The following is an 11,309-nucleotide window of genomic DNA, read 5'->3' on the forward strand; positions in this document are numbered from 1 at the left end:
CCGCCGCGTGGTTCGCGGCCGGGCACCGCTCCAGCGAGCCCGCCCACACCCCGGCGCTCGCGGCGCTCGGCCTGCACCCGCTCGTCGACCTCGGGCTGCGGCTCGGCGAGGGCAGCGGGGCGCTCGTCGCGCTGCCCCTGCTGTCCGCCGCCGCGGTGCTGCTCGCCGAGACGGCGCTGCTCGCCGACGTGCTCCCGCCCGCGTGAGGCCCGGGGCCGTCCGTGACGGCCTCCGCCTCTCCGTGGGCACGCTGACGGTGCTGCCGGTCCCCGCCCCGGTGCTCGTCGACCGGGCGGCGGCCGCGGTGGCCATGACGGGCGCGGTGCTGCCCGGCGCGGCGACCGGGCTGCTCGTCGGTGCGGTGCTCGTCGGCCTCGCGTCGCTGGGGGTCCCGCCCGCGGCGGCGGCGCTGCTCGCCCTCGGGTCGGGTGCGCTGGCGACGCGCTTCCTCCACCTCGACGGGCTCGCGGACACCACCGACGGCCTCGTCGCGTCCTGGGACCGGGACCGTGCGCTGGAGGTCATGCGGACGGGGGACGTCGGCCCGTGCGGGGCGACCGTGCTCGTCGTCGTCCTCGGCGCCCAGGCGGCGGCCCTCGCCGCGCTGGCGGACACCACGGCCCCGACGGCCCTCGCCGCCGTGACCCTGGCCTGGGCGGCCTCGCGCGCGGTGCTGCCCGTCCTCACCGCCCGGGGCACCGCGGCGGCCCGGCCCGGGGGGCTCGGCGCCGGCGTCCTCGGCTCCGTCTCGGTGCCCGTGGCGGTGCTGGTCCCGCTCGCCGTTGCAGCCGTGGCGTGGCCGGCCGCGGGCCCGCGAGGTCCGCTGGCCGTCGGGCTCGCCGTCCTGGCCGCCGGGCTGCTGGCCCGCCACGCCCACCGGCGCCTGGGCGGGCTCACCGGCGACGTGCTCGGTGCGGGTGTCGAGGTCGCCCTGCTGGCGGCGCTCGTCGTGCTGTCGGCCGGCTGACGCCACGCCGGCTCCTACCGGCTGACGCGCGCCGGCGCACGACTGCACCAGCCGCCTAGACGGCGGGCTCCGTCGTCGTGGTCGCGTGCCGGCCGTGCGGAGTGGCCCGCAGCTCCCCCGGGGCGTCGGCACGGGCCATGGGGTGCGGCCACCACACCCGGCGGCCCAGCTCGTAGCCGAGCGCCGGCACGAGCAGCGAGCGGACGACGAAGGTGTCCAGCAGCACGCCGAAGGCGACGATGAACGCGATCTGCGCGAGGAACAGGATCGGCAGCACGCCGAGCGCCGCGAAGGTCGCCGCCAGGACGATGCCCGCGGAGGTGATGACCCCGCCGGTGACCGACAGCCCGGCGAGGATCCCGGGCCTCGTCCCGACCCGGGCCGACTCCTCCCGCACCCTCGTCATGAGGAAGATCGAGTAGTCGATGCCGAGCGCGACGAGGAACACGAAGCCGAACAGCGGCACCGCCGGGTCTGCCCCGGGGTAGCCGAGGACGTACCGGAACACCAGCGCCGAGGCTCCGAGCGTCGCCGCGAAGGACAGGATGTTGGCGGCGAGGATGAGGGCCGGTGCCACCAGGCTGCGCAGCAGCAGGGCGAGCACGACAAAGATGACGGCGAGCACCACCGGGATGATCCGGTAGAGGTCGGCGGTCGAGACGTCGAGGACGTCGAGCTGCTGGGCCGTGGCCCCGCCGACGAGCGCGTCCGTCGACACCTGGTCCAGGTCATCGCGCAGCCGCTGCACGGTCCCCTGGGCGGCGAGGGAGTCCGAGGGGTCGGACAGCACGGCCTCCACCTGGACCCGGCCGTCGACCACCACGGGCTCGCCGGGGGCCCGCGGGTCGCCGCCGGCCTCGCGGGTGAGGTCGGCGGACGTGACCCCCGGGTCGTCGCCGACGACGGCGAGGGCGGCCTCGGCGTCCGCCTCGTCGACGAGCACGTAGGTCGGCGAGCTGGAGCCGGCCGGGAAGTGCGCGGCGAGCACCTCGCCGCCGCTGACGGACTCCACCTCGACGAGGAACACGTCGGACTGGGCGACCCCGTCCGCGTCGAGCAGGGGGAGGAACGCGGCCAGGGCCCCGAGCACCACGACGGTGCTCACCCACACCGCGCGCGGCCGGCGCCCGACCAGGCGGGCCACGCGCGCCCACACCCCGGTCTGCGCGGTGTCGCTGCTGCCCACGTGGGGCTCGACCGGCCAGAACACCCAGCGCCCGCCCTCGCCCGCCCGGCCCTCGGCGACGCGGCGACGGGTGCGCCGGCGCAGCCGCAGGCCGACCAGGACGCTCAGGCCCAGGCCGAGCAGCGCCCCGGCGACCCCCACCCCGGCCACGACCGGGGTGCCCGCCCCGAGCAACCCCGCCACCAGCGCCGGCACCCCGCCCGCGAGGCCGAGGACGAGGAGCACGACGACGGGACCGGGGAGCAGGAGCACGGCGGGCAGGAAGGTGAGCGCGGACAGCATCGCGGCGACGATGCCCACCGAGGCCACGGGCCCCAGGCCGCGGTTGCTGCCCAGGTCGGACAGCAGCAGGCACAGCAGCCCGAGCACCACGGTGGTGCCCGAGGCGACGACGGGCTCGAAGGCGCGGCGCCAGGCGATCCCCATGGCCCGGTACGGGTCGTCGTGGCGGCGCAGCTCCTCGCGGTACCGGCTCACCAGGAGCAGGGCGTAGTCGGTCGCGGCACCCACGACGAGGATGAAGAGGATGCCCTGGGACTGGCCGTTGAGGCCGACGACGTCCTCGGCGGCGAGCAGGTAGACGACGACGCTCGCTGCGCACAGCGCGAAGACGGCCGAGAAGATGACGAGGAAGGGCAGCGCCGGGCTGCGGTACACGAGCAGGAGGATGACGAGGACGGCGCCGAGCGCCACCCCCAGCAGGATGCCGTCGATCTCGCCGAAGGCCTCCGCGAAGTCGGACGTGGCCCCGGCCGGGCCGGCGACGTAGCTGTCGAGCCCCTCGGGCAGCTGCTCGCCGTCCGCCTCGCGCAGCGCCGCGACGACCGCGGCCGCCCCGGTCTCGCCGTCCTCGAGCGTCTCCTCCGCGGTGGCGGAGCTGATCGGCACGACGAGGAGCACCGCCTCGCCGTCCTCGGACGGGACCACGGGCAGACCGCCCGCCGGGGGTCCGGGAGCAGCTGGTGCCGCGGGTACGGCCGGCGCGTCGGGTGCGTCGGGTGCGGCGGGCGCGGCGGCCGGCACGTCGGGCAGCAGGAGCAGCTCGCCCACCGTGGTGTCGGCCAGGTCGTCGTCCTCGGTGCCGACGACCAGCGGCAGGTCGGGCACCCCGGCCGCGAACGTCGCGACGGCCTCGGTCTGCGCGGGCGTCAGCGGCGTGCCGTCGGCGGACTCCACGACGACCAGGGCCGGGAAGGTGTCGTCGTCGGCGAACCCCTCGGCGAGGGCGCTGAGCTCCGTGGACTCCACCCCGTCCGGCAGGAAGGCCGCGGCGTCGTTCTCCTGCACCTCGGCCAGCCGCCCCTGGAACGGCCCGCCGACAGCGGCGACCGCGAGCCAGACCAGCAGCAGGAGCGCCGGCACCAGCCAGCGACGGCGACGCGCCCGGGCGCCGTCGTCGGCGGTGCGGTGCGAGGTGCGGTCGGTACCCACGGCGTCAGCCCCAGTCTCTACGTATGCGAACGATCAGCACACGTAGGGTATCCCCCGTGACCACCGTGACGCGAGCGCGGGCGGGGCGGCTAGCGTCGTCCCCGTGCCTGCAGCCCGCACGAGCCCGGCCCACGAGGGCACCGGCGGCACCGCCGCGCCCGCCGGCCCCGCCGTCGACGGACCCCCTCCCGGGACCGACGGGCCGGACGCCGTGACGACTGCGCCCACCGCCGGCGACCATCCCTCCGGCTGGCCGACCGGGCGCCTGCTGTCGACGGCCGCGAGGCTGGTCGAGCAGCGGTGGAACGAGGCCCTGGCGCGCTTCGACCTCACCCACGCCGGCTTCGGCGTGGTCGCGCACCTCATGGCCGGGCCCCTGTCGCAGCACCAGGTGGCAGGGCTGACGAAGGTGGAGGACCAGACCATCTCCCGCACCCTGGACAAGCTGGAGCGGCAGGGCCACGTCCGCCGCGAGCTGGACGCCACGGACCGCCGCCGGCGCGTCGTCACCGTCACCCCCGAGGGCCGCCGGGCGTTCGCCGCCATCGCCGCCTCGGGGATGGACCTGGAGATGGTGGACGACCGCGTGGCCGAGCACTGCGACCTCGACGACTTCCGCGCCGCGCTCGTCGCGCTGCTGGAGCCGGGGACGGACGCGCCGTGAGCGACGTCGTCGTCCGCCGCCTCGACGGCCTCGTGCCGTACCTGGACGGCTGGGAGCTGCAGCGCCAGGAGCACGCCGCCGTCGCCGACGGGGCACCCGGCCGCCTGCTCCTGCTGCAGCACGAGGCGGTCTACACCGCGGGCAAGCGCACCCACCGTGACGACCGGCCCACCGACGGGACACCCGTGGTCGACGTCGACCGCGGCGGGAGGATCACGTGGCACGGCCCGGGCCAGCTCGTCGGCTACCCGGTCGTCCGGCTGCCCGACCCGGTCGACGTCGTGGCGCACGTGCGGCGCCTCGAGGAGGCGCTCATCGCCGTGTGCGCGGGCCTGGGGCTGGCCACCGAGCGCGTCGAGGGCCGGTCCGGGGTCTGGGTCCGGGGCGACGGCTCCCCCGGGCCCTCCGGCCAGGACCGCAAGGTCGCCGCGATCGGCATCCGCGTCGCCCGGGGTGTCACCATGCACGGCTTCGCGCTCAACTGCGACTGCGACCTGTCGTGGGCGGACCCGATCGTGCCCTGCGGCATCGACGACGCCGGGGTGACGTCGCTGACCGCAGAGCTGGGCCGCCGCGTGACGGTCGCAGACGTGGTGGACGACGTCGAGCGCGAGGTCCTACGCGTCCTGCCCTGACCGGCCGGGCAGGAGCGTCGGGCGAGGCGCTGAGGCGCCTCCCCGGGGGGCCGCTCAGGCGGCGAGCAGCTCCGAGGTCCGCGCCTCGGCTCGCACCCGCGGCCGGGACAGCGGGCCGGTGCGGCCGGTCATCAGCGCCGCGAGCCACACGGCGGCCCCGCCGAGCAGGACGCCGGCGACGACGTCGAGCACGTAGTGCCAGCCGAAGTACACGGTGGCCAGGGCGGTGAGGACGAAGAAGACCCACATCCCCCAGCGGACGAACGAGGGCATCCGGCACAGGGTCGCGATGAGGGCGGCGGTGAACACGATCGACGTGTGCAGCGACGCGAAGGCCGCGATGCCGTGGACCGACTGGGTGGCGTGCGGGTCGGTGAGGACCTCGACGCGGTTGCCCCACAGCGCGTCCTGCAGGCCGGTCACGGCCGTGGTCGGCAGGTCGAAGAAGCGGTACGGCTCGACGTAGATCGGCCCGAGGGACGGCAGCGCGTAGTAGCTGAGGGTCCCGAAGATCCAGTTGAGGCTGAGGGCGGAGGCGTACCAGGCGCCGCGCGACAGGTCGTCGGACCACACCAGCGCCGCCGCGAGCGAGGCCGGCACGAAGGGCAGGAAGACCATGTACGTGGCCGACAGCAGGTCGGCGCTGACGCCGGTGCCGAGCAGGTCGTGGAGCAGGTCACCGGGCTGCGTGCCGCCGGTGAACCACAGGTCCGAGCCGACGAGCCAGCGGTCGTAGAGGTCCTGGTTGACGAACGGCAGGAAACTCTTGAGGTTCCGGTAGGCCACGTAGGAGATGTAGAAGCTGGCCAGCCCGGCGGCGACGACCGCGACCCGGCGCCCGGACAGGCGCTCCCGCGCCACGTCGCGCACGACGGCGGCCAGGGGCCGGCGCGTGCGCCACACCCGCAGCCCCACCCTGGGGACCAGGTCGAGCAGCATCATCCCGGCGGCGATGAGGGGCAGCCGGACGTAGCTCGGGCCCAGCAGGCCGTCGGGGTCGCGCAGCGGCAGGCCCTGGGCCCACGCGGTCACGAGCATGAGGACGCCGAAGGCGAGCGTGGTGGCGAGCGTGACACCGAGCAGGCGCTGCCACGCGGCCACGGGGACAGCAGTCTGGTCGGTGAACATCAGGTGAAATGTACAGGGGGAGCCGCTCCCCCACCCGTCGACGCGCTGTGGTAATGGTCACGCAGTGTCGCCAGCCAGACGGCCGCCACGGCGGGCCCGTCGATCTCCTCGTGCACGGTGACGGGGTGGCCGTGCCACAGCCGGTCCCGGCCGCCGCGGCGCCGGTCGACGACCGTGGCCCCCCGGGCGGGGCCGTCCCCGGTCTCCACGGCGACGTCGCGGACCTCGGTGCGGACCAGGTCGGGCCGGACCAGCGCGACCACCGCGCCGGCGTCGCCCAGGCAGGCGTCGTCGGTCCCGCTGCGCGCGGCGGAGGCGTGGCAGAGCTCGCCCGCCAGCCGCAGCGCCGGGTGCTGCTCCGCGCGCAGCGCGTCGATGTCGGCACGGGGCAGGCGGACGTGCTCGAACACCTCCAGGCCGTACATGGCCACCGGCACCCCGGAGGAGACGACGGCGGCCGCGGCCTCGGGGTCGTGGTGCACGTTGAACTCGGCCGCCGCGGTGACGTTGCCGCCCACGCCGCTGCCCCCCATGAGGTGGACCAGGCGGAGCCGTCCGGCGGCGGCCGGGTCGCCGGTCAGCATGGCGGCCACCGTGGTCTGCGGCCCCAGCGGGACGAGGGTGAGCGGGTCGCCGGCGTCGGCCAGCGCGACGGCGAGGCCGGCGAGGGCCTCCACGGCGTGCTCGGGACGGACGGGCCGCGCGGCGACCTCGGGGCGGCAGCCCATGAGGCCGTCGACGCCGTGCCACGCCTCGGCCGGCGGCCGGGGCCCGGACAGCGGGTGGGCGTGCCCGCGGTGCACCGGCACGTCCGACCCGGCGACCGCGAGCACCGCCGTCGTGTTCGCCGTGACCGCGTCCAGGTCGGCGTTGCCGCCCACGCAGGTCACCAGCCGCAGGTCCACGAGCGGGCTGGCCACCGCGAACAGCAGGGCGAGCGCGTCGTCGACGCCGGTGTCCACGTCCAGCGCGACGGGCCGGGGCGCGGCAGGACCGCCGGTCACCACGCCGTCGACCACGCCGTCGACCGCGCCGTCGGCCCCACCGTCCACCACGTCGACCGCCTCAGCGCAGGGCGGGGGCGACGGCGTCGGCGACGAGGCGGAGGTGGTCGAGGTCGTGCAGGTCGAGCACCTGCAGGTACACCCGCTCGCAGCCCAGGTCGGCCCAGCGCCGCAGCGTCTCCACCGCCTCGTCCGGGGTCCCGGCCACCCCGTTCGCCCGCAGCTCGTCGGCGTCGCGGCCGATCGCGGCCGCGCGCCGGTCGACCTCGGCGTCGTCCTGGCCGACGCAGAGCACGAGCGCGGCGGACAGGGTCATGGTCGCCGGGTCGCGGTCGACGTCCTCGCAGGCCCGGCGCACGCGGTCGAAGGCCGCGACAGCCTCCTCGGCCGGCGCGAACGGCACGTTGAACTCGTCGGCGTAGGCGGCGGCGAGGCGCGGGGTGCGTCTGGCCCCGGTCCCGCCGAGCAGGACGGGCACCTTCTCCTGCACGGGCTTAGGCAGCGCCGGGGAGTCCACGAGCGTCCAGTGCTCGCCCTCGAAGCCGAACGTGGCCCCGACCGGGGTCGCCCACAGCCCCGTGATGATCGCCAGCTGCTCCTCGTACCGGTCGAAGCGCTCCCCCAGCGACGGGAACGGCAGCCCGTAGGCCGTGTGCTCCTCGGCGTACCAGCCCGAGCCCAGGCCGAGCTCGACCCGGCCCCCGGACATCTGGTCGACCTGCGCCACGGTGATCGCCAGCGGGCCGGGGTGCCGGAACGTCGCCGCGGTCACCAGCGTCCCCAGCCGGATCGTCGAGGTCTCCCGGGCCAGGCCCGCAAGCGTCGTCCAGGCGTCGGTGGGTCCGGGCAGGCCGTCGCCGCCGCCCATCGCGAGGTAGTGGTCGGAGCGGAAGAAGGCGCCGTAGCCGCACTCCTCCGCGGTCCTGGCGACGGCCAGCAGGTCGTCGTACGTGGCGCCCTGCTGGGGCTCGGTGAAGACGCGCAGCTCCATGACGACGACCCTAGGCGCGTGGGCCAGGTCACGGCTGCCGGTGCGGCCCGCCCGCGCACGGCGGCGTACCGTTGCCGGCGTGACTCTCGCCCCTGACGGCCGCCGGATGCTCCGTATCGAGGCACGCAACGCCTCGGTGCCGATCGAGAAGAAGCCGTCGTGGATCAAGACGCGGGTGAAGACCGGCCCCGAGTACACGGCCCTGCAGAAGCTCGTGAAGTCCGAGGGTCTGCACACCGTCTGCCAGGAGGCCGGCTGCCCCAACATCTTCGAGTGCTGGGAGGACAAGGAGGCGACCTTCCTCATCGGCGGCGAGCAGTGCACCCGCCGGTGCGACTTCTGCCAGATCGACACCGGCAAGCCGTCCCCGCTGGACCGTGACGAGCCGCGCCGGGTCGCCGAGAGCGTCCGCACGATGGGCCTTCGCTACGCGACCGTCACCGGCGTCGCCCGCGACGACCAGCCCGACGGCGGCGCCTGGCTGTACGCCGAGACCGTCCGGCAGATCCACGACCTCTGCGCCGGGACCGGCGTCGAGATCCTCGTCCCGGACTTCAACGGCGTGCCCGAGCTCCTCCAGCAGGTCTTCGACGCCGCCCCCGAGGTGTTCGCCCACAACGTGGAGACGGTCCCCCGCATCTTCAAGGCCATCCGGCCCGCCTTCACCTATGAGCGCTCGCTCGACGTGCTGACCCAGGGCCGGTCCGCCGGCATGGTGACCAAGTCCAACCTCATCCTCGGCATGGGCGAGACGCGCGAGGAGGTGTCGCAGGCCCTGCGGGACCTGCACGAGGCCGGCACCGACCTCATCACCATCACCCAGTACCTGCGCCCCACGCCCCGGCACCACCCGGTGGAGCGGTGGGTGCGTCCCGAGGAGTTCGTCGAGCTCGAGGCCGAGGCGCGCGAGATCGGCTACGCGGGCGTCATGTCCGGCCCGCTGGTCCGCTCCAGCTACCGCGCGGGCCGGCTGTACCGCGAGGCGCTGGCCGCGCGCACCGGCGCGACCGCGGTCGCGCAGACCGTCACGGCCTGAGCCGACCTCAGCCGGAAGGGTCGGCCACGGCAGGGGGTTGCCGTGGTCGGCCCACGTATGTTTACCTCTGCGAACGTTCGCAGTCGTAAACGCCTCTTGGGGGACCGATGACCCGTACCGCCCGCCTGCGCCCGGCCGTCGTCGCCGTGCTGCTCGCCCCGTTCCTGTCGCTCACCCTGGGCGTCGCCCCGGGGAACGCCGGCCCCGCCGCGTCCGAGACCCCCGAGCTCGTCGTCGTGCTCGACTCCTCGGGCTCGATGGCCGAGGCCGACGCCGGCGGCGGGCAGACCCGGATGGAGGCCGCGAAGCAGGCTGTGGTGGCCCTCGCCCAGGACGCGCCCGCCTCGTCCCGGATCGGCCTGCGCACCTACGGCGACGGGGTCGACTCCGAGGCGCCCGGCTCGTGCGAGGACACCACCCTCCGGGTCCCCGTCGGGCCGGTGGACCGCGCGGCGATCACCTCGCAGGTGCAGTCGCTGTCCCCCCGCGGCGACACCCCCATCGGCACGGCGCTGCGGGCGGCGGCCGGTGACCTCACCGGCACCGGCCCCCGCTCCGTCGTCCTCGTCTCCGACGGCGAGCCGACGTGCGACCCGGACCCCTGCGTGGTCGCCGGCGAGCTCGCGGTCCAGGGCGTCGACCTCCGCATCGACGTGGTGGGCTTCCGGGTGGACGAGGACGCCCGCCGGATCCTCCAGTGCGTGGCCGACGCCGGCGGGGGCCGGTACGTCGACGCCGCCGACGCCGGCGACCTGACCGAGGCGCTCGACACCAGCCTCGACCGGGGCTTCCGCGTCTACCAGCCCGAGGGCACCCCCGTGCAGGGATCCCTGACGCCGGAGGGGGCACCCGTCCTGGCGGAGGGGCAGTACCTCGACGCCATCGCCGTGGACGCCCCGGTGCACTACCTCGTCGACGTCCCACGCGGCTGGACGATGCGCGCGGGCGTCACCATCACGCGCGGGGACGACCCGCAGCGGCGCGGCGTGCGCGGCTATGTGACGACCACGGTCGACACGACCTCGCCCGACCCGGTGCAGTGCGCCTTCTCCCCCGACAGCACCGACAACCAGCGCGGCAGCTCCCCGCTCAGCGGCTCCGTCATGGTCGGGCCCGGTGCGCTGAGCACCTACTCCTGGATGGAGGAGTGCGAGCAGGAGGACCAGTTCCTCCTCACGGTGGACTGGACCATCTCGAGCTCGCCCGGGCCGTTCCCCATGGAGGTGCTCGTCCAGCTCGAGCCCCCCGTGGTCGGGACGGAGGGACTGGGCACCGAGGGCGACGAGACGACGGTGTTTCCCGAGCTGCAGCCGCTGCCGGACCCCTCCCCCGTGGACGGCGGGCCCAGCTTCAACGACGCGACGCTGCTCGAGCCCGGCGCCTGGTCGGACTCCATGCGCCTGGGCGAGACCGTCTTCTACCGCGTGCCGGTGGACTGGGGCCAGCAGCTGGCGGTGCGGGTGGACTTCCCCCCGACCGTCGAGGGGTCCGCGCTGGACGACGCCCTGCGGCTGGGCAACTACGCCAACCTGCTGCTCTTCGACGAGACCCGCGGGCACGCCTACCCGATCGGCTCCAAGAGCACGCGGTACGTGCAGATGGAGGACGAGGGCGGGTACATGGCCATCACCACCCACCCGGTCACCTGGGCCAACCGTGGCGAGACGGTCTACAACGAGGTGCGCCGCCTCAGCCGGCCCGGGGACCTCTACCTCATGCTGTCGATGGACAGCGACGAGACCTCCGGGGACGAGATCGGCCTCGCCGTCCCCTACACCGTGAGCGTCGACGTGCTCGGCGACCCGCAGCCCGGCCCCCGCTACGCCACGACCGCGGGCGGGGCCGTGCCCTCGGCGGAGCCGTCCGAGGAGGCTTCCGAGCCGGCCCCGTCCTCGGCCCCTGAGCCGTCGGAGGACGTCTCCCCCGCCGTCGAGGCCGCGTCGGGTACCGAGGCAGGCCGGGACGGCTCCGGCGGTGCGTTGCTGCCGGTCCTCGTGGGGGCGGCGTCCCTGCTCGCCGCCCTGCTCGTGGCCCTCGTGCTCTGGGGCTGGCGGACGACACGCTCCGGCGCGCGGACCGGCTGAGCGTGGGCTCCCTCTCGTCGGTCGACGCCCCCGGCTTCTAGCCCCCGGTGACCGCGGCGGCCAGGGCCGCGACGACGGCGGCGAGCGAGACCGCCACCGCCGCGACGGCCGGGCGGTACCAGCGCGGGAGCGGGGAGCCGGACCGCTGTGCCCTCGCGGCCGGCTGCGGCGGTGGGCCGGTCG

Annotated in this window: 10 protein-coding genes; 6 read left to right on the forward strand and 4 right to left on the reverse strand. The window is 75.6% G+C overall.

Annotated features, from left to right (window positions below):
• Together WCS02_RS12365 and WCS02_RS12370 are read left to right on the forward strand one after the other, a co-directional pair.
• Window positions 1-206 (forward strand): nicotinate-nucleotide--dimethylbenzimidazole phosphoribosyltransferase (locus tag WCS02_RS12365; RefSeq protein WP_340293616.1); only part of this gene is annotated, 206 nt, incomplete at its 5' end.
• A gap of 35 nt (window positions 207-241) precedes the next feature.
• Window positions 242-967 carry an adenosylcobinamide-GDP ribazoletransferase gene (locus WCS02_RS12370; RefSeq protein ID WP_340293619.1) on the forward strand — a complete coding sequence of 242 codons (726 nt, stop codon included), beginning with the start codon at window positions 242-244 and terminating at the stop codon, window positions 965-967.
• 55 nt (window positions 968-1,022) lie between these two features.
• Here WCS02_RS12370 and WCS02_RS12375 read toward each other — a convergent pair whose 3' ends face one another.
• Window positions 1,023-3,584, reverse strand: a complete 2,562-nt coding sequence (locus tag WCS02_RS12375; RefSeq protein ID WP_340293621.1) for an MMPL family transporter — start codon at window positions 3,582-3,584, stop codon at window positions 1,023-1,025.
• A 103-nt stretch (window positions 3,585-3,687) separates the two neighbouring features.
• On the opposite strand from WCS02_RS12375, the gene WCS02_RS12380 reads away from it, so the two are divergent.
• Together WCS02_RS12380 and lipB are read left to right on the forward strand one after the other, a co-directional pair.
• Complete coding sequence (locus WCS02_RS12380) at window positions 3,688-4,248, forward strand: MarR family winged helix-turn-helix transcriptional regulator (protein WP_340293624.1); 561 nt, start codon at window positions 3,688-3,690, stop codon at window positions 4,246-4,248.
• Window positions 4,245-4,883, forward strand: a complete 639-nt coding sequence (gene lipB, locus WCS02_RS12385; protein ID WP_340293626.1) for a lipoyl(octanoyl) transferase LipB — start codon at window positions 4,245-4,247, stop codon at window positions 4,881-4,883. Before WCS02_RS12380 ends, lipB begins: the two co-directional genes overlap by 4 nt.
• A 54-nt stretch (window positions 4,884-4,937) precedes the next feature.
• On the opposite strand, the gene WCS02_RS12390 is transcribed toward lipB, so the two are convergent.
• Genes WCS02_RS12390 through WCS02_RS12400 form a run of 3 tightly spaced genes read right to left on the reverse strand, consistent with a single transcriptional unit; the run spans window position 4,938 to window position 8,006 of the window.
• Entirely contained in the window at window positions 4,938-6,011 is a 1,074-nt protein-coding gene (locus WCS02_RS12390) for a phosphatase PAP2 family protein (protein ID WP_340293628.1), read from the reverse strand.
• Window positions 6,011-7,066, reverse strand: coding sequence for a nucleoside hydrolase (locus tag WCS02_RS12395; RefSeq protein ID WP_340293630.1), 1,056 nt, complete (start codon window positions 7,064-7,066; stop codon window positions 6,011-6,013). Before WCS02_RS12395 ends, WCS02_RS12390 begins: the two co-directional genes overlap by 1 nt.
• A gap of 10 nt (window positions 7,067-7,076) precedes the next feature.
• Window positions 7,077-8,006, reverse strand: coding sequence for an LLM class F420-dependent oxidoreductase (locus WCS02_RS12400; RefSeq protein ID WP_340293632.1), 930 nt, complete (start codon window positions 8,004-8,006; stop codon window positions 7,077-7,079).
• 79 nt (window positions 8,007-8,085) lie between these two features.
• Between WCS02_RS12400 and lipA the strand changes: the two genes are divergently transcribed.
• The gene (gene lipA, locus WCS02_RS12405) at window positions 8,086-9,042 is read left to right on the forward strand and encodes a lipoyl synthase (RefSeq protein WP_340293634.1); all 957 of its coding nucleotides are present in this window, start codon (window positions 8,086-8,088) and stop codon (window positions 9,040-9,042) included.
• A gap of 107 nt (window positions 9,043-9,149) precedes the next feature.
• Window positions 9,150-11,126 carry a vWA domain-containing protein gene (locus WCS02_RS12410; RefSeq protein ID WP_340293636.1) on the forward strand — a complete coding sequence of 659 codons (1,977 nt, stop codon included), beginning with the start codon at window positions 9,150-9,152 and terminating at the stop codon, window positions 11,124-11,126.
• The last annotated feature ends 183 nt before the right edge of the window (window positions 11,127-11,309 follow it).

Origin of the sequence: Aquipuribacter hungaricus, assembly GCF_037860755.1 — a bacterium.
Lineage (GTDB): Bacteria > Actinomycetota > Actinomycetes > Actinomycetales > JBBAYJ01 > Aquipuribacter > Aquipuribacter hungaricus.